The following is a 23,979-nucleotide window of genomic DNA, read 5'->3' on the forward strand; positions in this document are numbered from 1 at the left end:
TGCGGGTGGGGCCTAGCTGGGTTGTGCAGCCGGGCGACCGGGATTGGTCACGTCGACACCGTCGGTGCGCCACGCCTCGCGCATGGCGTCAGCGCCCTTGAGTCTGACCCACGCCGCCTCCGTGGCGGTTATCGGCGTCGCCGACAGCACGGCCACCGACTCATCGGAGCCGCCGATGGCGATGTCCGCAATGCCACTGTGGCCCATAAGCATTGCGGTGAACGGCGCGCCCGGCCACAGCGGCGTCTCGAGGTCCACCAGTGCGTCGGGCACCAGGATCAGACCCTCCACGGCGGGCGCAGAGGCGACCACGGCGATGGACCGGGCCAAACCCGTGGGCGTCGGACCTCGCAGAGCCACCACCACTTCGGCTCGGGGACCCGACGACTGATCGACGTGGAACTCCAGCGGGTCGACCATCGGGTGTCGCGAACAGCCAAGGGAGACATAGTGATAGATGCCCTCGGCGTCGGCACCGTAGCGCAGCACCGTCATCGGGTCCGTGCCGAGGAACGTCACATTCGCCGCCACCGGCTCACCCACCACACCCACGGAGGTGAAGTGGTCACGCAGTCCCGCGCGGACCTCGGCGAGGACGTCGGACACTATGCAGGTGGGATCGACAGGTTGGTACCTGTGTCCGCGTCGAACAGTGTGAGTTTCGAGGTGTCGAAGGCCAATTCGGCGGGCTGACGCGCTCTCAGCTTCGAATCAGTCGAGACCCTCGCCACGAACTCGTTGACGCCGCTGCCGGATTCCACCGCCAGCTCGGCCAGTTGGGCGGACTCCGCGCCCGCACCCTCACTGTGGAAGTGGACGTACTTCTCGGCGCCGAGTGACTCCACCAGGTCGACAGTGACCTCGAACGTCAGCGCCTTGATCCTGGTGTATGTGTCGATCAGCGCAGCGTCCTCGATGTGCTCGGGGCGGACACCGGCGATGAGGTTGGTCGCCTTGGGGTGCTTGGCGAGCATGTCGTGCACCTCCTGGGTCAGCGTCACCTCGCCGATGGGAAGCCGCACACCGACGTCGGTCAACTTCGCCGGGAAGAAGTTCATCGCGGGCGACCCGATGAAGCCCGCCACGAACAGGTTCGCCGGCGAGTTGTACAACTCCTCCGGGGTACCGATCTGCTGCGCCACGCCGGCCAGCATGACCACCACGCGGTCACCGAGCGTCATTGCCTCGGTCTGGTCGTGGGTGACGTAGACGGTGGTGGTGTTCAACCGATTCTGCAGCCGCGCGATCTCCGAGCGCATCTGCACGCGCAGCTTCGCATCCAGGTTGCTCAGCGGCTCATCCATCAGGAATGCCTTGGGGTTCCGCACAATTGCACGCCCCATCGCGACCCGCTGCCGCTGCCCGCCGGACAACTGCGCGGGCTTGCGATCCAGCAGTTCGGTCAGGTCGAGGACCTTGGCCGTCTCCTCGACCTTGGTGGCGATATCGGCCTTGCTCATCTTGGCGAGCGTCAGCGGGAACGCGATGTTCTGGCGGACGGTCATGTGCGGATAGAGCGCGTAGGACTGGAACACCATGGCGATGTCGCGGTCCTTCGGTGCGCGCTCGTTGACGCGCTCACCCCCGATCGTGAGTTCACCGGAGCTGATGTCCTCGAGACCGGCGATCATGTTGAGCGTGGTCGACTTTCCGCAGCCCGACGGTCCCACCAGGATGATGAACTCGCCGTCGGCGATGGTGAGGGACAGGTCCTTGACCGCTGTCGCACCGTTGGCATAGCTCTTCGACACGTGATCCAACACGATTTCGGCCATCGGTTATCCCTTCACCGCACCGGACGTCAAACCGGCGACAATCCGTCGTTGGAAGATTAGTACGAAGATGATGATGGGCACGGTGATGACCATCGCGCCCGCCGCGATGGAACCCGTCGGCTCCTCGAATTGTGAGCTACCGGTGAAGTTCGCGATGGCCACCGGTGCGGTGATCGCCCGTTCGGTGGCCGTCAGCGACAGTGCCAGCAGCAGGTCGTTCCACGCGAAGATGAACACCAGAATCGCGGCGGTGACGATGCCGGGGGCGGCAAGTGGTGCGATCACCCTGCGAAATGCCTGACCGGGTGTGGCGCCATCCATCTTCGCCGCCTTCTCGAGGTCCCACGGGATCTCGCGGAAGAACGCCGACATGGTGTAGATCGCCAGCGGCAGCGCGAAGGTGATGTAGGGAATGATCAGGCCGGGCCAGGTGTCGAACAACCCGATCCTGCGCTCGATGTTGAAAATTGGTGTCACCAGCGAGATCTGCGGGAACATCGCGATCAGCAACGCGACCCCAACCAGAGCCTTCTTGCCAGGGAACGCCAGTCGGGCGATCGCGTACGCGGCCATGCCGCCGACGATCACGGCGATCACCGTGGTGATCAACCCGATGCCGATCGAGTTGATCAGGGCCGAGCTGAAGATACTGCCCTCGAAGATCGCCTTGTAGTTGTCGAAGGTCACCTGTGTCGGAATCAGCTTGCCGTCCTTGACCGATGACGTCGGCTTGAGTGACAGCGACAGAATCCACAGCACCGGGAACAGCGCGTACACCACCACCAGCACGTTGATGACGGTCCAGCCCGTCGCGCGGCGCGCATCCACCTTGTCGCTCATCGACACCCTCTGCTCTTCGCGCAAGCGCTCATCGGTGCCCCTCTCCTCTTCGCGCAAGCGCTCATCGGTGCCCCTCTTGATCCGAGCCGGGAGCTGACGCACCGAAGATCTTGATGTAGATGAACGCGATCACCGCGACGCACAGGAACACCAGCACGCTGATCGCCGACCCCAGGCCAAGGTTGAACGCCTTGAAAAGGTTGTCGTAGCCCAGGATCGACACCGATCCCGTGTCGTTCGCGCCGCCGGTGAGCACATAGATGTTGTCGAAGATGCGGAACGCGTCCAAGGTCCGAAACAGCAGCGCCACCAGGATCGCGGGCTTGATCAGCGGCAGAATGACCTTGACCAGACGCTTCCAGGCGCCCGCGCCATCGATCTGCGCGGCGTTGAGCAGGTCCTGCGGGACCAGCGCGAGGCCAGCGAGCAGCAGCAGTGCCATGAACGGCGTTGTCTTCCACACCTCAGCCAGCACCACCACGGCCAGCGACGGAATCTGCTCGGTCAGTGGCGCACTGCCCTCGGGTAACAGGTTGGCCAGATAGCCCGTCCCCGGCGTCCACGCGTAGTACCAGCTGTAGGACGCCGCCACCGTGACGATGCCGTAGGGCACCAGGATCGCGGTGCGCACCACGTTCTTGCCAAAGATCGTGCGGTGCATGACGAGTGCCAGCGCCATGCCGAGCACGAACTCGATGGCGACCGAGACGATGGTAATCGCCAGGGTCACCGCGAACGCCGTCCACCAGTACCGGTCGGTGAGGATCGTCTGATAGTTCGCCAGCCCGACGAACTCGGTGTCGTCGGGGGCGGCGAGGTTGTACCGCTGCAGGCTCAACCAGACGGCGTAGAAGATCGGATACGCCGTCACCGCAAGCATGAGGAGCACGGCGGGACTGACGAGCCAGAACGCGAGCCTGCGCTCGGAGCGCTTGTCGTCGCCGGCGCGGGCAGCCTGGTCGGTCGCCGGCGACACCGGGACAGCCTGCGTCGAGGCCGTACTGACTGGAGGGGTCACGGGATCAGCCCCTTTCCGTCAATGGCCTTCTGCACCTGTTCGGCGAGTTCGTCGGCCGTGCGCTCGGGATCGATATCGGTGACGGGAGCCAGGGTCGCCGAGATACGCGTCGATACCGCTTGGTAGACGGGCGTCGCCGGCCGCACCGCGGCATTCGTCAACTGTTCGCGGATGATCGCGTACTGCGGGTACTTGGCCTGGAAGGCCGGGTCGTCGTAAAGCGACGCCCGCACGGCGGGCAGGCCACCCTCAACCGAGGTGTAGCGCTGGTTCTCGACACTGCGCAGGCAACGTATGGCCTCGAACGCCTCCGCCCTGTGCTGAGTGTTCTTGCCCACCGCCACATTCAGGCCGCCGAGCGTGACCTTGGCCGGTTGACCCGGCACCACTGCCGGGTAGTTGGCGAAGCCGAACACCTTCCTGCTGGCGTCATAGGCCATCTCGAACTGCTCGTCAGTCGGTGAGAACGTGCCGACGTCATTGATGCTGCCGCTCAGTTCCGGCTGCTCGTTGAGCGGCAGGAAGGAGACGCCGCCCTTGACCGCGTTCTCGAGCATGGACGGCAGCACGAAGGGCCAGTTCACCTCGAGTGCGGCTTTGCCCTGTTCGAGTGCCAGGCGCGCCGTGCCCTCGTCGGTCTGCGTGATCGATGGATCGGCGCCGGGCGCAGTGGCAACGGCCTTGATGATCTCCAGCGCCTTGACGGTCGCGGCGCGGTGCTCGGGGGTGTCGGTGAGCGTGACGGTCTTGCCGTCGTCGGAGAGCACTTGGCCCCCCGCGCTTTCCAGCAACGTGTTGAACCAGACCACGAGGCCCTCGTACTGCTTGGCCTGCACGGCGATCCAACTCGGCTCGCCAGCGGCGTGTAGTCGGGTGGCCTCAGACACCATTCCATCCCAGGTCGCCGGCGGCTCCGACATCAAATCCGGTCGGTACCAGAGCAACTGGGTGTTGGTCGTGATCGGCGCGGCGTAGAGCTGATCCTGCCACTTCGCCGTCTCGAGCGGCCCCGGCAGCGTGTTGGCCCGCGCATCAGCCTCCGCCTCACCCGACGGATCATCCGAAAGGGGCAACGCCCAACCAGCTTCGGCGAACTCCGCGGTCCACACCACGTCGAGTGCCATCAGGTCGAGCGTCTTGTCGTTGCCGGTGAGTCGACGCGCGAGCTGAAGGCGTTGGTCATCAGCACCCTTGGGCAAGCTGATCTGCTTGATGGTGAAGCGGCCGCCGAGTTCGTCGTTGCAGCGTTTCGCCACGGCAGTGAACGTCGCCATCTCGCTTGCCGGCGTGTAGTAGTTGATGACGATGCCCCCGCTGTCCGAACTGCACGCCGATACCATCGACGCCGTCGTCAGCGCAGCCAACGCCGCAGCCCTAAGCCGCAGAGCGCGCACCACTGCCTCCGTCCGAGGGGAACATCCCGCGCGCAAACCGTAGAGCCAAGGACGCGTGATGTGCAACACTATCGGCCGCGCGCCGAGATATCGGGCCGGAATCGTGACCTGTCACGCTCGCGTCAGCGCACTCCGCGCCCCCGGGGCGGCCACACAATTGGCCGCCGCGCGGCAACGGTCAGATCGTCAAGCGCGCCAGCAGATCCCGCCCCTGCTCGGCGCTCTTCGGGTCGCACAGCACGTCGTAGCGACCAGCGACGAGTTGCATCGTCGAGCTGAAATCCCTTGTGCCACGCGCCATCGCATACTGAATGCCGGATGTGATGAGACCGAAGAACACGCCGGCGACCAAGCCCGCGACCAGTGAGCCCCACGGGCTGGGGCTGAAGAAGCCAAGGACCAGACCGATGAACAGACCGAGCCACGCACCCGTCAACGCACCGCCGAGCAGCACGCGCGGCCACGTCAGACGGCCCGTGACACGTTCGACCTGCATGAGATCGACGCCCACGATGGTCACCTGCTGAACGGGGAACTCCTGGTCGGACAGATAGTCCACCGCGCGCTGCGCCTCCGCGTAGGTGGGGTATGAGCCGATGGGCCATCCCTTGGGTGGTGTCGGCAACCCAGCCGGGCCCCCGCGTCCCGACTTCGGCCCAGGTTGAAGCGGGCTGGTCATGGTTCGTCTCCTCCGACTCTTCCGTGCAGGTCCTACTGATCCTCAACGAGACAACGCCCCGATAGCGACCATCGTGCCCCGAATGCGCTTCGATCACCGAGTATCGGCCGTTGCGCTAGGTTTGTCGGCATGACGAGTGAGGGTTCTGACGCGGACAAGTCGCCGTCACCCGAGACCAGTGCGGGTGCATCGGAGCCGGTATCCGGCGGATACGAAGCGCGACCGATCGAGGACACCCAGCAACCGCCTGCGGACACCCCGCCCGCTTACGCGACGCCGTCGTATGAGCCTGCGCCGTCGTATGAGCCTCCGCCGCCGTACGACCCGAGCGCGTATGCGCCGCCCCCGGCCGACCAGGGTTACGGCGTGCCCGGATACCCCCCGCCGGCCGGCGATCCGGGTCTTCCTCCGGCTGGTTATCCCCCGCCTCCGCCCTACGGCGCCGCGCCGGGTTACCCACCGCCGGGATACGGGGCCCCCGGGTATGTGCCGCCGGGGTACCCACCGCCCGGCTATGGGGTTCCGGGCTACGGGGCACCCGGCTACGGGACACCGGGATATGCGGCCCAGGGCTACCCGCCGTACGGCGCCTACGGTGCGCCTGCCCCGAAGACCAACGGCCTGGCGATCGCCTCGCTGGTCGCGTCAGTCATCTCGCTGTGCGGTCTGGGTTCGATCGCCGGGATTGTGCTCGGCGTGGTCGCACTGAACCAGATCAAGGTCAGCGGCGAATCAGGCCGTGGCCTGGCCATCGCGGGCATCGCGGTGGGCGCCGTGACGCTGCTGTTCAGCTTGCTCTGGCTGGTGGGCGTAGCGGCCTCCTGATGACCGACGGCCCAGATCAGCCGTCGCGCGGCTCCGAGCCTGCGCCGCAGAGTTCACCGCCGGCCGTCGACCCGCACACCGCTGTCGACTACCCGCCCAACCCTGGCCTGCCGCCGCCGTATCCGCCGCCATAGGCCGGCGGATACGCCTACGGCCCCGACCCATACGGCCCGTACCGACCCGCGAAGCCGTACGGCACCAACGGCAAGGCGATCGCGGCCCTCGTCACATCCCTGGCGGGCCTGACGTTCTGCGGCGTGCCCTCGATCATCGGTTTGATAATCGGCATCATCGCGATACGCGAGACGCGGCGCACGGGTCAGGACGGCTATCGCCTGGCGTTGGTCGCTGTCATCATCGGCGCCCTGGTCGCGGTGGGCATCCTGCTGTACCTCCTGCTGATGCTCGCCATGTTCGTCAGCGACTATTCAGCGGTCTAGCGCAGAACCCGCCTACGCCGGCGGCTCGAACCGCGCTGCCATCCGGGCCATCCCGGCGGCCCGGCCCTTGCCCGCGATCACCAGCGCCATCTTGCGGCTCGCCTCGTCGATCATCTCGTCACCGAGCATCACCGCTCCCCTGGCACCGCCAGCGCGCGACGTGTGCCACTCGTAGGCCTCGAGGATCAGCTCGGCGTGGTCGTAGTCGTCCTGGCGAGGGCTGAAGATCTCGTTGCCCGCCACGATCTGGTCGGGATGCAGGACCCACTTGCCGTCGTAGCCGAGCGCAGCCGAGCGGCCGGCGATCCGGCGAAACGCCTCGACATCGCGAACCTTCAGGAACGGCCCGTCGATCGCGTTGATCCCGTGCGTGCGCGCTGCGACGAGAATGCGCATGAGGATGTGGTGGTAGGCGTCGCCGACGTCGTAGCCCTCGGGTTGCTCACCCACCACCAGGGTGCGCATGTTCAAACTCGCCATCATGTCGGCGGGCCCCAGCACCAGCGCCTGCACACGCGGTGCGGCGGCGATGGCGTCAACGTTGGTCAGCCCCTGGGCGTTCTCGATCTGCGCCTCCACGCCGATCCGACCGACGGGAAGACCGTGCGTGATCTCGAGCTGGGTCAGCAGGAGATCCAACGCCTGGACGTGGGACACGTCGGACACCTTCGGCAGCACCACGAGATCGAGCTGTGCACCTGCCGTCGACACCACCTCGATGACGTCGGCGTGCGTCCACGGCGTGGTCCAGTCATTGACCCGCACACCGCGCAACTGACCGGCCCATCCCGGCTCAGCAAGCGCCGCGGCGACGCGGGTGCGGGCCGCCTCCTTCGCATCCGCGGCGACGGCATCCTCGAGGTCCAGGAACACCTCGTCGGCGGGCAGCTGCTTGGCCTTCTCAATCATCTTGTCGCTACTACCCGGAACCGAGAGACACGTTCGACGGGGGCGATAGAGGTTATTCACGCCCATACTCTCTACCCTTTGAGACATGGCGGCGGTGAACAGGGTCTACGCGGCCCGGCTTGCGGGAATGGTGGTGCTCGGCCCCGATGGCGAGTCCATCGGCCGTGTCCGCGACGTCGTGGTCAGTATCAGCGTCGTTCGCCAGCAGCCGCGTGTCCTGGGCTTCGTCGTGGAATTGCTCACGCGCAGAAGGATATTCGTACCGATTCTGCGGATCACCGCCATCGAACCCAACGCGGTGACACTGACGACGGGCAATGTGTCCCTGCGGCGCTTCGCACAGCGGCCCGGTGAGGTCCTCGTGCTCGGTCAGATCGTCGACACCAGGGTCCGGGTGAAGGATCCGGAGCTGCCGAATCTCGAGGGCGTCGACGTGGTCGTCGCCGACCTCGCCATCGAACAGGTCCGATCGCGGGACTGGGTGGTGACCCGGATCGCGGTGCGCAGCCACCGCCGCATCGGCCGCCGCACAACGGTCCACGTGGTCGACTGGCAGAACGTCATCGGGCTGACACCGTCAGCGCTGGCGCTGCCCGGCCAGGGCGTGGCACAGCTGCTCGCGCAGTTCGAGGGCCAGCGCCCCATCGAGGTCGCCGACGCGATTCGTGACCTTCCCGCCAAACGCCGCTACGAGGTCGTCAACGCTCTCGACGACGAGCGGCTGGCCGACATCCTGCAGGAGCTGCCGGAGAGCGAGCAGATCGAGCTTCTCGAGCAGTTGGACACCGAGCGTGCCGCCGATGTTCTCGAGGAGATGGACCCCGACGACGCCGCCGACCTGCTCGGCGAGATCGGCGCCCCCCGGGCCGAGGCGCTGCTGGCCCGCATGGATCCCGAGGACTCCGAGCCGGTGCGGCGGCTGCTCAAGCACTCCCCCGACACTGCGGGCGGTCTGATGACGTCTGAACCGGTGGTGATGGCGCCGGACACCACCGTCGCCGAGGCCCTGGCCCGAGTGCGGGATCCCGACCTGACCCCCGCGCTGGCGTCGCTGGCCTTCGTGGTCCGGCCGCCGACGGCGACCCCGACCGGCCGCTACCTGGGCTGCGTGCACCTGCAACGCCTGCTGCGGGAGCCGCCCGCGGCCCTGGTCGGCGGCATCCTCGACGCCGACCTGCCCACGCTGACCCCCGACATGTCGCTGGCCGCGCTGACCCGGTACTTCGCCGCCTACAACCTGGTGTGCGGACCCGTTGTCGACGAGGAGAAACACCTGCTCGGCGCCGTCGCCGTGGACGACGTCCTCGATCACCTGCTACCCCACGACTGGCGCGTCAGCGCCGAGGAGCCCGAGCTGCCGACCAGTAGCTCGACGCCCGGAGGTCAGTCGTGAGCGACCTGTCGGCACGCCAGCGTCTCGACACGCCCCGCACATCGCGGCGACGGTTGACACCGCAGTTCGACGTCGAGGCGGCCGGCCGGTTCGGGGAGTCGTTCGCACGCTTCCTCGGCACCGGACGCTATCTGGCGATCCAGACCGTCTTCGTCATCGTCTGGATCCTGCTGAACCTCTTCGCAATTGGGCTGGCATGGGATCCGTACCCGTTCATCCTGCTGAACCTCGCGTTCTCCACCCAGGCGGCCTACGCGGCGCCGCTGATCCTGCTCGCCCAGAATCGGCAGGAGAACCGCGACCGCGTCTCGCTCGAGGAGGATCGCCGCCGCGCCCAGCAGACCAAGGCCGACACCGAGTACCTCGCGCGCGAGCTCGCCGCGCTGCGTCTGGCCGTCGGCGAAGTGGCCACGCGCGACTACCTCCGCCGTGAACTCGAGGACATTCGTGACCTCATCAATCAGCTTCAGCCACCCGTTGACGCGGCGACCAAGTCGAAGGACAAGAAGTCCAAGGGCGCTGCTCGGACCGAGCACAGCAACCCCTGACCCAAACCTGGTTGGGGATTGCTGCAACACGCGTCACACGAGTAGGTATGGTGACTTGGTTCACACGATGAGTTAGCTTGCGAGGACGGTCTAAGTGCACATTGGGGGGCGCGCAGCCATCACGACAGCGCGACGGTGCGCGAGTCGCGTAATGCGCACGCCGGCCTTCGGCGTAGCCGTCATAGCCCCACTCGTCCTCGTTGGGGCCGTCGGCGCGTCGTCGCCCATCCCCAAGCACGCAATCAGTGCCGACGGATACACGCCGCTGGCCGCCGTGGCGAACACCGGCGGCGGGCAGGCAGGAGCGGCCGTCGTCGCCGCCACCAAGCCGTTCAAACCGGTCCGGATCGCAGCCGCCAACGGATCGCCGCCCCCACCGCCCATCGTGATGGCCCCTGTCGGCAGCATGCGCATCCCGATCATGGCGCTCAACGCGTACCGCAATGCCGAACGCATGATGGCCTCGGCATACCCGGGGTGCGGCGTGAGCTGGAACCTGCTGGCGGGTATCGGACGCATCGAGTCGCTGCACGCCAACGGCGGCGCCACGGACTCCAACGGCACCCCCGTTCAGCCGATCTACGGACCGACCCTGGACGGCACACTGGCCGGCAACGAGGTCATCGTGCAGAGCGTGCAGGCAGGCCGGGTGACCTACGCACGCGCCATGGGCCCGATGCAGTTCCTGCCCGGCACGTGGGCCCGGTACGCATCCGACGGTGACGGCGACGGCAAGGCCGACGTGCAGAACCTGTTCGACTCGACGCTGGCCGCGGCGCGCTACCTGTGCAGCGGCAACATGAACCTGCGCGATCAGTCCCACGTCCTGGCGTCGATCCTGCGGTACAACAACTCGATGGCCTACGCCCAGAACGTCATGGGCTGGGCCGCGGCGTACGCCACCGGCGTGGAGCCGATCAATCTGCCCACGATCAGCGGAACTCCGCCCCCGATCTCCGACCGCCACCTCGACGCCCGGCCTGAGGGACTCGGACCGGGCCTGCCGTTCAACGCCACCGGCCTGCCTGCATCGGACCCGTTGGCCGTGACACCGCTGTTCGATATCGGGCGGGTCAACACGGCGGGCCAGATCGGCGTACCCGGCGCGGCCCCGGGACCGCTGCCCGGACCGTCAGAGAGCGCGCCGCAACAGAACTGCCAGGTGTTCTGCATCCAGAGCCGGACACCGGCGCCACAACCGGGCGCGCTTCTGCCTGCTGTGCCGCCACCGGCGGTGCTGCCACCGCCACCCCCGCCGGCTGCGCCATTCCTGCCGCTGTTCGCGCCTCCGCCGCCCCCGCCGCCTGCGCCGTTGTTCCCACCACCCCCGGCGCCCCCGGCAGTTGCTGTGGCGCCGCCGGCCCCCGGCGCACCGTCGTCCACCTGACCAGTTCGGAACCGGTCCGCGTGTCGGCCTAGACTCGCAGGTGATGTCATCTACACCCAGTGACCTGCAGTCAGCCGTCCGTACCGCGCTCGGCAAGGTGATCGACCCCGAGCTTCGCCGGCCGATCACCGAGGTCGGCATGGTCAAGAACGTCACCGTCGACGCTGATCACGGCGTGCACGTGGAGATCTACCTGACCACGTCCGCGTGCCCGAAGAAGGCCGAGATCACCGAGCGGGTGAGCCAGGCCGTCGCCGACGTCCCCGGAACCGGTGCCGTGAAGGTGACGCTGGACGTGATGGACGACGAGCAGCGCACCGAACTGCGCAAGCTACTGCGCGGCGACTCCCGTGAACCCGTCATCCCGTTCGCCCAGCCGGGTTCGCTGACCCGTGTGTACGCCGTGGCCTCCGGTAAGGGCGGCGTCGGAAAGTCCAGTGTCACCGTCAACCTCGCCGCCGCCATGGCCGCGCGTGGGCTGTCGGTCGGTGTGCTGGACGCCGACATCTACGGGCACTCGGTGCCGCGCATGATGGGCACGCAGGACCGTCCCACCCAGGTCGACTCGATGATCCTGCCGCCCGTCGCGCACGACGTGCGGGTCATCTCGATCGCGATGTTCACGCAGGGGAACACGCCGGTGGTGTGGCGCGGGCCGATGTTGCACCGCGCGCTGCAGCAGTTCCTGGCCGACGTGTACTGGGGCGACCTCGACGTCCTGCTCCTCGACCTTCCGCCGGGCACCGGCGATATCGCCATCTCGGTGTCCCAGCTGATCCCCGGAGCGGAGATCCTGGTGGTGACGACACCACAGCTCGCGGCCGCCGAGGTGGCCGAGCGTGCAGGCGCCATCGCGCTGCAGACCCGGCAGCGCATCGCAGGCGTGGTGGAGAACATGGCCGGCCTACTACTCCCCGACGGGACGACCTTGAACCTGTTCGGCGAGGGCGGCGGACGCCAGGTCGCCGAGAGCCTGTCCAGGGCCGTCGGAGCCGATGTGCCGCTGCTGGGTCAGGTGCCCATCGACCCGGATCTGGTTGCCGCGGGTGATGCGGGTGTGCCGCTGGTGCTCAGTGCGCCCGACTCCGTTGCGGGCAAGGAACTGCGCAAGATCGCCGATGCCCTTTCGTCGCGCAAGCGTGGGCTGGCCGGGATGTCGCTGGGACTGGACCCCGCGGGCCGCTAGGTCTGCCCGGGCTGGCCGCGATACGACCGGGACGTTAGGTCGCGTCGCTGTCGAACGGGGTGGTCTCCGGCGGCGCGACGGGCTTTTCCGGCGTCGTTGACGGCGTTGGCGTCGTTGGCGGCGGACCCACGGGCGGAGCCGAGACCGGCTTCTCGAAGTTACCGGTGAAGATCGAGTCGTCACCGTCCAACAGGTGCTTGGTGAGCGCGGCCCGCGGCGTCATACCGCGCAGCTTCTGCAGTTCGGATAGCGGCTGCCGCAGGTCCTCGAACTCCGGTCCGAGATCCTCGCGCAGCTGGCTGGTCGCGCCGGACAGGTAGTCGCGCGCCTGCTTCACCGCGCCGGTGGTCCAGCGGATGGCACCGGGCAACCGTTCTGGTCCGAGGATGACGAGGCCGGCGATCACCAGGACCACCATCTCACCCCAACCCACATTGGCGAACATGGTTAGGAGCTGGGCTGGTCTGAGTCGGAACCGGGCGTGATCATCAGCGTCACTGGACGCCCCTCGCGCATCACCTCGATGGGCGCTTCCTGACCGATCTTGAGCAGGCGCACGGCGACGACGAACTCGTCGGCGTCAGACACCTTGCGGTCACCGACCTTGACGACGACGTCGTTCTCGAGGATGCCCGCCTTCTCCGCTGGGCCGCCCACCGTGACGTTGGCGATCTGGGCCCCCGAGGCGATCGAGTTGCTGACCGACCGGGCGCTGAGGCCGAGGGTCGGATGGGCGATCTTGCCGTCCTTGATCAGGGTGTTGACGACATCCTTGACCTCGTTGACGGGGATCGCGAAGCCCAGCCCACTCGCGCTGTCCGACAACGACTTTCCAGCGGTGTTGATGCCGATGACCTCGGAACCCATATTGATCAGCGGACCGCCGGAGTTGCCGTGGTTGATCGACGCATCGGTCTGCACGCCGTCGATGACGGTCTCGGTGTCCGAGCCGTCACCCGATAGCGGGACCGGGCGGTGCAGCGCGCTGATGATGCCGTGGGTGACTGTGCTGCGCAGACCCAGTGGCGCACCGGCGGCGATGACCTCCTCGCCAACGGTGAGCTTCTCGGAGTCGCCGAGGCGGGCCACCGACAGGTTGTCGACGTTGTCGACCTTGAGCACCGCCAGATCGGTCTTGGGGTCGCGACCGACGAGGTTGGCGGGGACTTCCTTGCCGTCGTTGAACACCACGGTCAGCTTGTAGTCTGCGGGGCTCTTCGCGGCCGCCGAGATGACGTGGTTGTTGGTGACGATGTAGCCGCGTCCGTCGACGACCACACCGGAGCCCTGCGAGCCCTCGTTCTTACTGGTGGCCTCGATGGTGACCACCGAGTCGGCCACGGCCTTGGCCACGGTGGCGAAGCGGCCGGGCGGGGCCTCGGGGTTGTCATCGGTCTCCAGCGTCACCTTGGACGTGGTGAAGGCCTCCACCACCTCGGCGGTGGTGCGGCCGACCCATCCACCGGTCAACCCGAGGACGAGCGCGAAGATCGCCAGCAGACCCAGCGCCGTCCACGACACCTTCCGGCCGAACAGCACGTCGCGCACACCCAACTTGCCCACCGGCGCGGTGTGCAGGACGGGTGGGGGCGCAGGCATCGCCGGGGTTCCCAGCGACGGCACCGCCGATGGGTCACGCCACGGGTCTGGAGGCTGCTGCGAGGTCTGGTCGCGCTCGGCGTCGAGCGCGCCGGCATCCGCGGGATGGCGCTGCAGCGAGTCGGTGGCGCCATGGCGGCCGAACGCCTCGGCGAGCACCGGGTCCGGCGGCTGGTCCTTGGGCGTGTACTCACCCTGATCGCGATGCTGGTCGGCACCGAGGAAGGAACCCTTGAAACCGTCTGGCCTGCCGAATGCGCGGGTGGCCGCCGGGTCGACGGGCGGACGCGTAACCGGACGCGGTGCCAGGCGGTGGCTATTACCGGACTGGTCCTGGTTACTCACCCGTGTTCACTCCCCAATCAGGGCGTCCGCCATCGTCGGCGCACGCGGTCGATGTACTCAGCACGTCGATTTACTAGGGACCCAGCCTACCGGCGCTTGCGACGATCGCGCAGCGCGCTGTCAGCAAACTGTTGTCCATCTTCATCCACGGGCGGTTCGGGTAGTGAATGGTGCGGGATCTGCGATAAGGCGCCCAGCAATGCCGTCGGAATGGCAATCGGACACGATTCACGCAAAGCCGTTCGCGCCTGCCCCTGAGCTTCGATCTCGGCAGCGCAGTCTGGGCACTGCGACATGTGCCCCGCAGCGCGCAGGTGCCCCTTCATGCTGAGCTCGCCGTCGACGAACGCGGCGATGGCCTCGGTGGACAGGTGCTCGGTGGAGCCGAACTGTCGCGGGCCGACGGGCGCGCTGCTCTGTGAGGCGAACTGCGACGGCAACCAGGAGAATGCCCTGCGAAAGACGTGTCCGCGGTCAACCATCACCGAACTCCTCTCCGCGCTGCGCATTCTGGTGCGACGTGCACTACTTCGAATGTAGCGCGCGCGGGCGTGCCAGACCCCCATCAACGGTCAGGCAGACCGAGCGCGGTGGCCGCTGTACTCGGCGTCGGCGCTCGGGTGGGCGGCGAGGTACTGGCGCAGCGCCTGCCGGCCGCGGTGGATGCGGCTGCGGACGGTGCCCAGCTTGACGCCCAGCGTGGCGCCGATCTCCTCGTAGGACAGACCCTCGATGTCACACAGGACGACCGCGGCGCGGAACTCCGGCGGCAGCGAGTCCAATGCGGCCTGCAGATCGGCACCCAATCGCGAATCGTGGTAGATCTGCTCGGGATTCGGCTCGTCGGCCGGCACGCGGTCGTAGTCCTCGGGCAGCGCTTCCATCCGGATGCGGCCCCTGCGGCGGACCATGTCGAGGAACAGGTTCGTCGTGATGCGGTGCAGCCAGCCCTCGAACGTTCCCGGCTGGTAGTTCTGCACCGAGCGGAACACCCGGATGAATGTCTCCTGGGTGAGGTCCTCGGCATCGTGCTGGTTGCCCGACAACCGATAGGCGAGGCGGTACACACGGTCGGCGTGTTGCCGCACCAGTTCGTCCCAGGACGGCATCGTCGTTTGATCACCGGTCGCGTCGAACACCGCGGTGCCGGTCAACTCGTCGGTGGGCTCGACCCAGCCGGTCTGCTCGGAATCCGAGGCGGACTGCTCGAGGTGAGCCATGAATACGGGGGACGTGCTCGTGGTGGTCGTTGGATCCTCCAGATCATCAATGCAGCCACCATTGGTAGGCGACGGCGCCACACAGCCGACAACAAACTCCTGGGCCCCGACATTCCCGCCAGGTAGCCCCGCACTCGGGTTTGCGCCGACTGTCATGGGGATACCGTTCCCGATGCCGGTGAGGTTGGCATATGAGCAAACTGAGCTTTTCCTGAGAATGCTGACTACCCCCGGCGTGAAGTGCACAAACCGGCGCTCGAGTGTGCCATTCCCAACACGCCCGGGCGGGCGTGTCGCGACGCGGGGCCCTCCCGCTCCCCTCTACGCTTCTGGCATGGCCAGCACCGACGACGGTCAGGCACGGCCAAGTCGCGCCGAGTCGATCGTGAACCACGCCGAACAGTCGATCACCGAGGACGCGATCACCGCGGCCGCTCGAGAGCGTGCCGACGACAGCGGAGCAGGTGCCGTCACCCCTGCGGTCGGTGCCCTGCTCAGCGTGCTGGCGCGCCTCGCAGGCGCGAAGGCCGTGGTCGAGGTGGGCACCGGCGCCGGAGTGAGCGGACTGTGGCTCCTGGCGGGGATGCGCGAGGACGGCGTACTGACCACGATCGACGTGGAACCCGAGCATCAGCGACTGGCCAAACAGGCATTCAGCGAGGCAGGCGTTGGCCCGTCGCGGACCCGATTAATCGGTGGGCGCGCCCAGGACGTGCTGACCCGTCTCGCCGATGAGTCCTATGACCTGGTGTTCATCGATGCCGATCCCGTTGACCAACCACAGTTCGTCGCCGAGAGCGTGCGGCTGTTGCGGCCCGGCGGCGCCATCGTGGTGCACCGCGCGGCGCTCGGCGGCCGTGCCGGTGACGCGAGTGCGGCCGACAAGGAGGTCACCGCCGTGCGCGAGGCCGCGCGGCTGATCGCCGAGGACGAGCGGCTGACGCCCGTGCTGATCCCCCTCGGTGACGGATTGCTCGCCGCCGCGCGCGACTGACCCACCCCTCGCCGCGTTTTTATGACTTCTTGACGCGGCAGCCCTTGACTCGCCGCTAAACGCGCGTTTAGCGTTCTAAACATGCGTTCAGTTGATGACCTGACGGCGACGGCACGAATCCGCGACTCGGCGATCGAACAGTTCGGCGAGCACGGCTTCGACGTCGGGCTACGGGCCATCGCCACGGCGGCAGGCGTGAGCGCGGCGCTGGTGATTCACCACTTCGGCTCCAAGGACGGTCTGCGTGCAGCGTGCGACGCCTACATCGCCGAGTTCGTGAAGACCACGAAGACCGAGTCGTTGCAGAACGCCGACCCCGCCACCTGGTTCGCCCAGATGGCCGAGATCGAGTCGTATGCGCCGATGATGGCCTACCTGGTCCGCAGCATGCAGACCGGAGGCGACCTCGCGAAGTCCCTGTGGCGCACCATGATCGACAACGCCGAGGAGTATCTGGAGGAGGGCGTTCGCGCCGGCACCATCAAGCCCAGTCATGACCCGAAGGCCAGGGCCAAGTTCATTGCCATGTCGGGCGGCGGCGGCTTCCTGCTGTACATCCAACTCCACGACAACCCACGTGACCTGCGCGCGGTCCTGCACGACTACGCCCAGGACATGGTGCTGCCCGCGCTGGAGGTCTACTCCGAGGGCCTGTTGTCCGACTCGACGATGTACGACGCCTTCGCAGCACAACACGCCGACGGCACGCCCATCCCCACGTCCAAGGAGGACTGATGACAGCACCCACGGGCACCAACGCCATTGAGATCAACGGTCTGGTCAAGAACTTCGGGACGGTGCGCGCTCTCGACGGCCTGGACCTGACAGTCGCCGAGGGCGAGGTGCACGGCTTTCTGGGCCCGAACGGTGCGGGCAAGTCGACCACGATCAGGATCCTGCTGGGTCTCGTGCGCGCCGACGGCGGCAGCGCCCGACTCCTCGGCGGCGAGCCGTGGACCGACGCCGTGGACCTACACCGCCAGATCGCCTACGTGCCAGGTGATGTGACGTTGTGGCCGTCGCTGACGGGAGGCGAGACCATCGATCTGCTGGCCCGGATGCGCGGCGGTATCGACGAGGAGCGCCGCGCGGAGCTGGTCGAGCGGTTCGACCTCGACCCGTCCAAGAAGGCCCGCACCTACTCGAAGGGCAATCGGCAGAAGGTGTCTCTGGTCTCCGCGTTCTCCTCGCACGCCCGCTTGCTCCTGCTTGACGAGCCAAGCAGCGGCCTGGATCCGTTGATGGAGAACGTCTTTCAGCAGTGCGTAGCTGACGCCCGGGACCGCGGTGTCACAGTTCTGCTGTCCAGCCACATCCTCGCCGAGACCGAGGCCCTGTGCCAGCGGGTGACGATCATCCGCGCAGGCCGGACCGTGGAGAGCGGAACACTGGACTCGATGCGGCACCTGTCGCGCACATCCATCAAGGCCGAGATGATCGGCGACCCCGGTGACATAGCCACCATCAAGGGTGTCGAAGACGTCGTGCTCGACGGCCACACCCTGCACGCGCAGGTTGACAGCGAGAGCCTTGGCGAGGTCATCAAGCGCCTCGGCGACGCCGGCGTTCGCAGCCTCGTCAGTCAGCCTCCCACGCTGGAGGAGCTGTTCCTACGGCACTACGACACGGCCGACGACGAACCCGAGCGGGTGACAGCGTGAACGCCGTCCTCGATCGCCCGCATCGGCCCGCTCACCAGGCGCCGCAACACGGTTCGGCGTTCGCAGGCACATTCTATCTCCTCCGGCTGTACCTGCGGCGCGACCGGGTGGCGCTGCCGCTGTGGGTGCTGCTGCTGTCGGTGCCGCTGTCCACGGTGTACGTCGGCAGCATCGAGGCGGTGTATCCGACCCAGGCCGACAGGGCCACGCTGGTCGCGACCATCATGGCCAGCCCCGCGCAGCGCGCGATGTACGGGCTGGTCCACAACGACAGCCTCGGTGCGACGGGCATCTGGAAGGCAGGGATGTTCCACCTGCTGATCGCCGTCGCGGTCATCCTCACCGTCATCCGGCACACCAGGGCCGACGAGGAGGCGGGTCGCACCGAACTGCTCGACTCGACTGCCATAGGGCGCTTCGCGAGCCTGACCGCGGCTCTGCTCCTCGCGGGCGGCGGCTCCGTCCTGGCTGGGTTCATCGGCACCGCGGGCCTTCTCACACTCGACATCCCCGCAGCGGGTTCGGTGGCGTTCGGCCTGGCGCTGGCCGGCTCGGGGCTGCTGTTCACCGCCGTGGCGGCGGTGGCCGCCCAACTGTCGCCGAGTGCGCGGTTCGCTCGCGGCTTCGCGTTCAGCGCGCTTGCCGTCGCGTTCAGCCTTCGCGCGGTCGGCGATGCCGGATCCCGCGCGGAGTTCCTGACCTGGCTGTCGCCGCTGGGCTGGTCGCTTCAGGTTCGCCCGTACGCCGGTGACCGGTTCTGGGTGCTGCTGCTGCACGCCGCGCTCACGGTCGTCCTGGTCGTCCTCGCGTATCGCCTGCTGGCCCGGCGCGACGTCGGTGCGGGGTTGATCGCCGAGCGTCCCGGCCCTCCGAGTGCCGCGGCGGGGTTGAACGGTGTCACGGCGTTGGCGTGGCGGCTGAATCGCGGATCGCTGGTGCTGTGGACGGTCGGCCTGTGCCTCTACGGTCTGCTGGTCGGCAGCGTGACGAACGGCATCGGCGACGAGATCGGCAACACCGCGGTGGCACGCGATATGGTGACTCGCCTTGGCGGCACCGACGCTATGGAGCAGGCGTTCATCGCCGTCGCGTTCAGCATGCTGGCAATGGTGGCCTCGGCGTTCGCCATCTCGCTGACACTGCGCCTGCACCAGGAGGAGGCCAGTTCGCACACCGAGACGCTGCTGGCCGGCGCGGTGAGCAGAACACGTTGGCTGGCAAGTCATCTGGTGTTCGCGATCGGCGGGTCGGCCTTTGCGCTGCTCGTCGCCGGTCTGGTCACCGGCCTGACGTACGGCGCGAGCGCTGGCGATCTGACCGGGAAAGTCCCGACGGTGCTCGGGCTCGCCGCGGTTCAACTGCCAGCGGTGTGGCTGTTGGTGGCGGTGACCGTTGCGCTGTTCGGCGCACTGCCTCGCTACACGCCGACGGCGTGGGGGGTCTTGGTCGCGTTCGTGGCCGTGTATCTGCTGGGATCACTGGCCAACTCGCCGCAGTGGCTCATCGACCTCGTACCGTTCACGCACGTCCCCCATGTCGGGACCGGACAGTTCTCCGCGACACCGCTGGTATGGCTACTTGTCATCGATGCCGCACTGATCACCCTGGGCGTCATCGCTTTTCGACGCCGCGACCTGCGCTGAGGAGATGTCCATGAAGATTGCACTGCAAACCATCGCATCGATGCTGTTCGGCCTGGTGTTCTTCGGTGTCGCGCTGTTTCTGCCTGCGTGGACGTTCGACTACTGGCAGGCCTGGGTTTTCATCGCGGTGTTCATCTCGGCCAGTCTCATCTCGGGTGTCTACCTGGCCGTGCGGAATCCGGCGGCTCTGCAGCGCCGGATGCGGGCGGGTCCCACCGCGGAAACCCGCCCCGCCCAACGCATCATCATCTCGGCGATCGTCCTGTCGGTGGTCGCGACTCTGGTCATCAGCGCGCTCGATCACCGGTTCGGCTGGTCGACCGTACCGGTGCCCGTGGTCCTGCTCGGTGATGTGCTGGTCTTCGTGGGCCTGTCGCTCGCGCAGCTCGTGGTGGTGCAGAACGGCTACGCCGGGGCCGCCATCACCGTCGAGGAAGAGCAGCCGTTGATCTCAACCGGACTGTACGGAATGGTTCGTCACCCGATGTACTTCGGCACCCTGATCATGATGATCGGCACTCCCCTGGCCCTCGACTCGCTGTGGGGCCTGCTCGCCGTCGCCGCCTCGGTGCCGATACTGGCTGCCCGGATCCTCGACGAGGAGAAGATGCTCACCGAGGAGTTGGCCGGATACCGCGAGTACATGACCAAGGTGGACCGCCGGTTGGTGCCGTACCTCTGGTGAGGTCCCGCGCATGTCGACGGGGATAAGGTTCCGTACATGATCGAGAAGCCATGCCCTGGCGGCGGCAAGAGCTGGACAGTGGACATCGCCGGGAAGCCGATCTGCCCACGCTGTCGACGCGCGCTGTCCACCGTGGCGGGCAAGGGACGAACGCCGCAGAACACACCGAAAGTGCCCGCACACGAGAAGCCATCACGGCGCAGCCGCTAACGGCCCCCGCAAGCTGACGTTCGGACCACCCAAACCACCGCCGCTGCTGCGGTTTCCGCGCCGACCACGGTGTTCCCGCCCATACTGAGGCCATGGAACTGCTGACCGGGTTCGGTCTCGCGACCGCGGCGGGCCTCAATGCCTACATCCCGCTGCTGATGCTGGGACTGCTGGCGCGCTTCACCGATCTGGTGACGCTGCCGCACGGTTGGGCCTGGCTGGAGAACGGCTGGGTGATGGCGATCGTCGCGGTCCTGCTCGCGGTGGAGATCGTCGCCGACAAGATCCCGGCGCTGGACAGCGTCAACGACGTCATCCAGACCTTCGTCCGGCCGACGGCCGGCGGCATCGTGTTCGGTTCCGGAACCGCTGCTCAGACCGCGGCGGTCGCCGATCCCGGCGCCTTCGCCTCGTCGGGCCAGTGGATCCCGGTCGCCGTGGGCGTCGCGATCGCGCTGGTGGTCCACCTGACCAAGACGGCGGTCCGCCCGGTGGCCAACGCCACCACCGCGGGTATCGCCGCACCGGTTCTGAGCACCGTGGAGGACGCCACCAGCGTGGGCCTGGTGTTCGTGGCGATCCTGCTCCCGATCCTGGTGCTGGTCGTGGTGGTGGCACTGGTGTGGGCGGTGGCGATGCTGATCCGCCTACGTCGCCGCCGCGCCCCAGCCTCCTAGCCGCCCCGGCGGCGGGCGCCCTTAGATCCAGATGCCCTTACCGACAGCGACCACGCCCCCCGCGCTGATCGCGAACTTCTCGCGATCCTTCTCCAAGTCCACACCGACCATCTCGCCGGGCCCGACCACCACGTTCTTGTCCAGGATCGCGTGGCGCACCACCGCACCCCGGCCAATGCGCACACCGGGCATCAGCACGCTGCCCTCGACGATGGCGCCGTCGTCGATCACCACGTTGGACGACAGCACCGAATTGCGAACCGATGCGGCCGAGACGATGCTGCCGGCCCCGACGACGGACTCCTGCGCGGAGCCGCCGTTGACGAACTTCGCCGGTGCCAGGTTGGCCGACTCACCCATGATCGGCCAGCGCCTGTTGTAGAGGTTGAAGACGGGGTGCACCGACACCAGGTCCATGTGCGCGTCGTAGAACGCGTCGAGCGTCCCGACGTCGCGCCAGTACCCGTGATCGCGCTCGGTCGAGCCGGGGACCTCGTTGTCGTTGAAGTCGTAGACCGCCGCCATGCCGTCGGCGACCAGGCGCGGGATGATGTCGCCGCCCATGTCGTGGTCGGAATCATTGTCGTCGGCATCAGCGCGGATGGCGTCGACGAGCACCTTGGTGCTGAAGATGTAGTTCCCCATCGACGCGAAGGTCTGCTCGGGATCGTCGGGCGTGCCCGGCGGGTCAGCAGGCTTCTCCACGAATGCCCGGATGCGTCCCGACTCGTCGGCGTCGATGCACCCGAACGCCGTCGCCTCGGCCCGTGGCACCCGGATGCCGGCCACCGTGACGCCCGCGCCGGTCTCGATGTGGAACTGCAACATCTGTTCCGGATCCATCCGGTAGATGTGGTCGGCACCGAACACGACGACGTAGTCGGGGTCCTCGTCGTAGATGAGGTTGAGCGACTGCAGAATCGCGTCGGCCGAACCGGTGTACCAACGGGGGCCGAGTCGCTGCTGGGCGGGCACCGGGGTGATGTACTCGCCGGCAAGGCCCGACAACCGCCAGTTCTGCGAGATGTGGCGGTCCAGCGAATGCGACTTGTATTGCGTCAGAACGCAGATCTTCAGATAGCGCGCGTTCACCAGGTTCGAGAGCACGAAGTCGATCAGTCGGTAGGCGCCGCCGAACGGGACCGCCGGTTTGGCGCGGTCGGCGGTCAGTGGGTACAGACGCTTGCCCTCGCCGCCGGCCAGAACGATGCCGAGCACGTGCGGCAGTTCCCTCATATGTCAAACCTATCGGCCCCCGTGGGTCACTGCTACCTGTTCCCACTATTGACCGCGAGTTATGTGGGCGAAATCGCCTCGGCGGCAGGTCGAGACAATTGATGCGGCAAGCTCCTTCGGCCACTACCGTCAACGGCATGCGGGTGGCGATGATGACTCGGGAGTACCCACCCGAGGTGTACGGCGGCGCCGGGGTCCACGTGACGGAACTCGTCGCGCAGCTGCGGCACCTGTGCGAGGTCGACGTGCACTGCATGGGCGCCCCCCGAGACGGGGCGTACGTCGCCCAACCCGACCCCGCGTTGGCCGGTGCCAACCCCGCGATCTCCACGCTGTCGGCCGATCTGGTCATGGTCAATGCCGTGGCAGCGGCCACGGTCGTGCACTCACACACCTGGTACACCGGCCTCGCCGGTCATCTCGCGGCGTTGCTGCACGGCGTCCCGCACGTGCTGACAGCGCACTCGCTGGAACCGATGCGCCCGTGGAAGGCCGAGCAACTCGGCGGCGGCTATCGGGTGTCGTCCTGGGTCGAGCGCACCGCGGTGGAGGGTGCCGACGCCGTCATCGCGGTCAGCGCGGGTATGCGCAAAGACGTTCTCGCGACCTACCCGGCACTCGATCCGAACCGGGTGCACGTGGTGCGCAACGGCATCGACACCGACGTCTGGTATCCCGCCCAGCCGGAGCCCGAGGAGTCGGTCCTGGCGGCCCTGGGTGTCGACCCCACACGCCCGATCGTGGCGTTCGTCGGTCGCATCACCCGGCAGAAGGGTGTCGCACACCTGGTCGCGGCGGCGCACCGCTTCGCACCCGAGGTGCAGTTGGTGCTGTGCGCCGGCGCGCCCGACACTCCGGAGATCGCCGCCGAAGTGGGCAACGCGGTTCGTGAACTGGCGGCGGCGCGAACCGGCGTGTTCTGGGTGCAGGAGATGCTGCCGACGGCCAAGATCCGCGAAATTCTCTCGGCATCAGTCGTTTTCGTGTGCCCGTCGGTCTACGAGCCGCTGGGCATTGTGAACCTCGAGGCGATGGCGTGCGCGACGGCCGTGGTGGCGTCCGACGTCGGTGGCATACCCGAGGTCATCGTGGACGGCGAGACCGGCGTGCTGGTGCACTACGACCCGTCCGACGCCGAGGAGTTCGAGGCCGGGTTGGCGGCGTCCGTCAACGCACTTGTCGCCGACCCGGAAAGGGCCCGGCGCTACGGGGAGGCCGGACGCCAACGGTGTATCGAGGAGTTCTCCTGGGCGCACATCGCCGAACTAACACTCGAGATCTACCGGAGGGTCGCCTCCTAGCGACCTCCCCAGCC

Annotated in this window: 27 protein-coding genes; 15 read left to right on the forward strand and 12 right to left on the reverse strand. The window is 67.3% G+C overall.

From position 1 onward, the window contains the following. Nucleotides 1-12 precede the first annotated feature (12 nt). The 6 genes from ABIA65_RS07950 to ABIA65_RS07975 all read right to left on the reverse strand — a co-directional run bounded on the left by ABIA65_RS07950 (nucleotide 13) and on the right by ABIA65_RS07975 (nucleotide 5,706). Nucleotides 13-606 carry a suppressor of fused domain protein gene (locus ABIA65_RS07950; RefSeq protein ID WP_241403826.1) on the reverse strand — a complete coding sequence of 198 codons (594 nt, stop codon included), beginning with the start codon at nucleotides 604-606 and terminating at the stop codon, nucleotides 13-15. After that, nucleotides 606-1,775: an ABC transporter ATP-binding protein gene (locus ABIA65_RS07955; RefSeq protein ID WP_354523191.1), complete on the reverse strand. Its 1,170-nt coding sequence runs from the start codon at nucleotides 1,773-1,775 to the stop codon at nucleotides 606-608. The genes ABIA65_RS07950 and ABIA65_RS07955 overlap by 1 nt, the downstream gene beginning before the upstream one ends. Nucleotides 1,776-1,778: 3 nt before the next feature. Then, nucleotides 1,779-2,603 (reverse strand): carbohydrate ABC transporter permease, encoded by an 825-nt coding sequence (locus ABIA65_RS07960; RefSeq protein WP_241405530.1) that lies wholly within the window; start codon nucleotides 2,601-2,603, stop codon nucleotides 1,779-1,781. A gap of 73 nt (nucleotides 2,604-2,676) precedes the next feature. Beyond that, entirely contained in the window at nucleotides 2,677-3,591 is a 915-nt protein-coding gene (locus tag ABIA65_RS07965; RefSeq protein WP_354523734.1) for a carbohydrate ABC transporter permease, read from the reverse strand. A gap of 38 nt (nucleotides 3,592-3,629) precedes the next feature. After that, nucleotides 3,630-4,973 carry an ABC transporter substrate-binding protein gene (locus ABIA65_RS07970; protein ID WP_354523735.1) on the reverse strand — a complete coding sequence of 448 codons (1,344 nt, stop codon included), beginning with the start codon at nucleotides 4,971-4,973 and terminating at the stop codon, nucleotides 3,630-3,632. Between the two features lie 232 nt (nucleotides 4,974-5,205). Then, a complete protein-coding gene (locus tag ABIA65_RS07975; protein WP_241403824.1) occupies nucleotides 5,206-5,706 on the reverse strand; it encodes a YflT domain-containing protein in 501 nt (166 codons plus the stop codon). Nucleotides 5,707-5,835: 129 nt separating this feature from the next. Here ABIA65_RS07975 and ABIA65_RS07980 point away from each other — a divergent pair, with 129 nt between their 5' ends. The 3 genes from ABIA65_RS07980 (at nucleotide 5,836) to ABIA65_RS07990 (ending at nucleotide 6,971) form a co-directional block, all read left to right on the forward strand. Next, a complete protein-coding gene (locus ABIA65_RS07980; protein ID WP_354523192.1) occupies nucleotides 5,836-6,531 on the forward strand; it encodes a DUF4190 domain-containing protein in 696 nt (231 codons plus the stop codon). Then, nucleotides 6,531-6,665: a hypothetical protein gene (locus ABIA65_RS07985; RefSeq protein ID WP_354523193.1), complete on the forward strand. Its 135-nt coding sequence runs from the start codon at nucleotides 6,531-6,533 to the stop codon at nucleotides 6,663-6,665. Before ABIA65_RS07980 ends, ABIA65_RS07985 begins: the two co-directional genes overlap by 1 nt. A 78-nt stretch (nucleotides 6,666-6,743) precedes the next feature. After that, the gene (locus ABIA65_RS07990; protein WP_354523736.1) at nucleotides 6,744-6,971 is read left to right on the forward strand and encodes a DUF4190 domain-containing protein; all 228 of its coding nucleotides are present in this window, start codon (nucleotides 6,744-6,746) and stop codon (nucleotides 6,969-6,971) included. A gap of 12 nt (nucleotides 6,972-6,983) precedes the next feature. Here ABIA65_RS07990 and ABIA65_RS07995 read toward each other — a convergent pair whose 3' ends face one another. Next, nucleotides 6,984-7,940 (reverse strand): HpcH/HpaI aldolase/citrate lyase family protein, encoded by a 957-nt coding sequence (locus ABIA65_RS07995; RefSeq protein ID WP_354523194.1) that lies wholly within the window; start codon nucleotides 7,938-7,940, stop codon nucleotides 6,984-6,986. Nucleotides 7,941-7,965: 25 nt separating this feature from the next. Between ABIA65_RS07995 and ABIA65_RS08000 the strand changes: the two genes are divergently transcribed. The 4 genes from ABIA65_RS08000 to ABIA65_RS08015 all read left to right on the forward strand — a co-directional run bounded on the left by ABIA65_RS08000 (nucleotide 7,966) and on the right by ABIA65_RS08015 (nucleotide 12,394). After that, a complete protein-coding gene (locus ABIA65_RS08000) occupies nucleotides 7,966-9,273 on the forward strand; it encodes a magnesium transporter MgtE N-terminal domain-containing protein (RefSeq protein ID WP_241403820.1) in 1,308 nt (435 codons plus the stop codon). Continuing rightward, nucleotides 9,270-9,821 carry a DUF1003 domain-containing protein gene (locus tag ABIA65_RS08005; RefSeq protein ID WP_241403819.1) on the forward strand — a complete coding sequence of 184 codons (552 nt, stop codon included), beginning with the start codon at nucleotides 9,270-9,272 and terminating at the stop codon, nucleotides 9,819-9,821. The genes ABIA65_RS08000 and ABIA65_RS08005 overlap by 4 nt, the downstream gene beginning before the upstream one ends. Nucleotides 9,822-9,915: 94 nt before the next feature. Then, nucleotides 9,916-11,208 carry a lytic transglycosylase domain-containing protein gene (locus tag ABIA65_RS08010; RefSeq protein ID WP_354523195.1) on the forward strand — a complete coding sequence of 431 codons (1,293 nt, stop codon included), beginning with the start codon at nucleotides 9,916-9,918 and terminating at the stop codon, nucleotides 11,206-11,208. Nucleotides 11,209-11,251: 43 nt separating this feature from the next. Next, nucleotides 11,252-12,394 carry an Mrp/NBP35 family ATP-binding protein gene (locus tag ABIA65_RS08015; RefSeq protein WP_241403817.1) on the forward strand — a complete coding sequence of 381 codons (1,143 nt, stop codon included), beginning with the start codon at nucleotides 11,252-11,254 and terminating at the stop codon, nucleotides 12,392-12,394. Nucleotides 12,395-12,428: 34 nt separating this feature from the next. On the opposite strand, the gene tatB is transcribed toward ABIA65_RS08015, so the two are convergent. From tatB to sigE, 4 genes are all read right to left on the reverse strand, one after another. Next, nucleotides 12,429-12,839, reverse strand: coding sequence for a Sec-independent protein translocase protein TatB (gene tatB, locus ABIA65_RS08020; RefSeq protein WP_354523196.1), 411 nt, complete (start codon nucleotides 12,837-12,839; stop codon nucleotides 12,429-12,431). 2 nt (nucleotides 12,840-12,841) lie between these two features. Continuing rightward, the gene (gene htrA / locus ABIA65_RS08025) at nucleotides 12,842-14,338 is read right to left on the reverse strand and encodes a serine protease HtrA (protein WP_241403815.1); all 1,497 of its coding nucleotides are present in this window, start codon (nucleotides 14,336-14,338) and stop codon (nucleotides 12,842-12,844) included. An 86-nt stretch (nucleotides 14,339-14,424) separates the two neighbouring features. Beyond that, complete coding sequence (gene rseA / locus ABIA65_RS08030) at nucleotides 14,425-14,820, reverse strand: anti-sigma E factor RseA (protein WP_241403814.1); 396 nt, start codon at nucleotides 14,818-14,820, stop codon at nucleotides 14,425-14,427. Between the two features lie 90 nt (nucleotides 14,821-14,910). After that, the gene (gene sigE, locus ABIA65_RS08035; RefSeq protein WP_371746983.1) at nucleotides 14,911-15,714 is read right to left on the reverse strand and encodes an RNA polymerase sigma factor SigE; all 804 of its coding nucleotides are present in this window, start codon (nucleotides 15,712-15,714) and stop codon (nucleotides 14,911-14,913) included. Nucleotides 15,715-15,892: 178 nt separating this feature from the next. Between sigE and ABIA65_RS08040 the strand changes: the two genes are divergently transcribed. The 7 genes from ABIA65_RS08040 to ABIA65_RS08070 all read left to right on the forward strand — a co-directional run bounded on the left by ABIA65_RS08040 (nucleotide 15,893) and on the right by ABIA65_RS08070 (nucleotide 21,428). Then, nucleotides 15,893-16,552 (forward strand): O-methyltransferase, encoded by a 660-nt coding sequence (locus ABIA65_RS08040; protein WP_241403813.1) that lies wholly within the window; start codon nucleotides 15,893-15,895, stop codon nucleotides 16,550-16,552. A gap of 81 nt (nucleotides 16,553-16,633) precedes the next feature. Then, nucleotides 16,634-17,287 (forward strand): TetR/AcrR family transcriptional regulator, encoded by a 654-nt coding sequence (locus tag ABIA65_RS08045; RefSeq protein WP_241403812.1) that lies wholly within the window; start codon nucleotides 16,634-16,636, stop codon nucleotides 17,285-17,287. Further along, nucleotides 17,287-18,213, forward strand: coding sequence for an ABC transporter ATP-binding protein (locus ABIA65_RS08050; RefSeq protein WP_241403811.1), 927 nt, complete (start codon nucleotides 17,287-17,289; stop codon nucleotides 18,211-18,213). The genes ABIA65_RS08045 and ABIA65_RS08050 overlap by 1 nt, the downstream gene beginning before the upstream one ends. Further along, complete coding sequence (locus tag ABIA65_RS08055) at nucleotides 18,210-19,856, forward strand: ABC transporter permease (protein ID WP_241403810.1); 1,647 nt, start codon at nucleotides 18,210-18,212, stop codon at nucleotides 19,854-19,856. Before ABIA65_RS08050 ends, ABIA65_RS08055 begins: the two co-directional genes overlap by 4 nt. A gap of 10 nt (nucleotides 19,857-19,866) precedes the next feature. Beyond that, nucleotides 19,867-20,541, forward strand: coding sequence for a methyltransferase family protein (locus ABIA65_RS08060; RefSeq protein ID WP_241403809.1), 675 nt, complete (start codon nucleotides 19,867-19,869; stop codon nucleotides 20,539-20,541). Between the two features lie 36 nt (nucleotides 20,542-20,577). Next, on the forward strand, nucleotides 20,578-20,751 hold the full coding sequence (locus ABIA65_RS08065) for a hypothetical protein (protein WP_241403808.1): 174 nt from the start codon (nucleotides 20,578-20,580) through the stop codon (nucleotides 20,749-20,751). A 92-nt stretch (nucleotides 20,752-20,843) separates the two neighbouring features. Further along, nucleotides 20,844-21,428 carry a DUF4126 domain-containing protein gene (locus ABIA65_RS08070; protein WP_354523197.1) on the forward strand — a complete coding sequence of 195 codons (585 nt, stop codon included), beginning with the start codon at nucleotides 20,844-20,846 and terminating at the stop codon, nucleotides 21,426-21,428. 21 nt (nucleotides 21,429-21,449) lie between these two features. Here ABIA65_RS08070 and glgC read toward each other — a convergent pair whose 3' ends face one another. Next, nucleotides 21,450-22,664, reverse strand: coding sequence for a glucose-1-phosphate adenylyltransferase (gene glgC, locus ABIA65_RS08075; RefSeq protein WP_241403806.1), 1,215 nt, complete (start codon nucleotides 22,662-22,664; stop codon nucleotides 21,450-21,452). A gap of 137 nt (nucleotides 22,665-22,801) precedes the next feature. Here glgC and glgA point away from each other — a divergent pair, with 137 nt between their 5' ends. Next, a complete protein-coding gene (glgA, locus tag ABIA65_RS08080; RefSeq protein WP_241403805.1) occupies nucleotides 22,802-23,965 on the forward strand; it encodes a glycogen synthase in 1,164 nt (387 codons plus the stop codon). Nucleotides 23,966-23,979 lie beyond the last annotated feature (14 nt).

Origin of the sequence: Mycolicibacterium sp. 624 (genome assembly GCF_040548615.1) — a bacterium.
Classification (GTDB): Bacteria; Actinomycetota; Actinomycetes; order Mycobacteriales; family Mycobacteriaceae; genus Mycobacterium.